This is a genomic window from Halomonas sp. ND22Bw (assembly GCF_003011945.1).
GTDB lineage: Bacteria > Pseudomonadota > Gammaproteobacteria > Pseudomonadales > Halomonadaceae > Halomonas > Halomonas halophila.
Genome location: NZ_PXWD01000783.1, coordinates 1 through 275, shown reverse-complemented (window position 1 = coordinate 275; position 275 = coordinate 1). Strand labels below are relative to the sequence as shown.

Annotated in this window: 1 protein-coding gene; it reads left to right on the top strand. The window is 64.7% G+C overall.

The genetic code is table 11. From position 1 onward, the window contains the following. Positions 1-60 precede the first annotated feature (60 nt). Positions 61-275 (top strand): response regulator (locus tag CVH10_RS20270; RefSeq protein WP_146143174.1); only part of this gene is annotated, 215 nt, incomplete at its 3' end.

Sequence of the window (275 nt, the reverse complement as noted above, 5' to 3'; positions counted from 1 at the left end):
GGTGCGTGGCGTGTCGAGTCGCCGAGCCGGCAACCTAGTCAACCAGGAATCGAGACATCCATGCTTCCTTCGCTGCTGCTGGTTGACGACGACCCGAAACTGATTCAGCTAATGGGTCGGCTACTGGGTGATCTGGGGCGGATCCGCTTCGCCACCAGCGGCGAGGCCGCGCTGCGGCAGGCGCATGCGGAGCGACCCGACCTAATCCTGCTGGACGCCGAGATGCCCGGCATGAACGGCTTTGACACCTGCGCCGCGCTCAAGACCGCACCTGA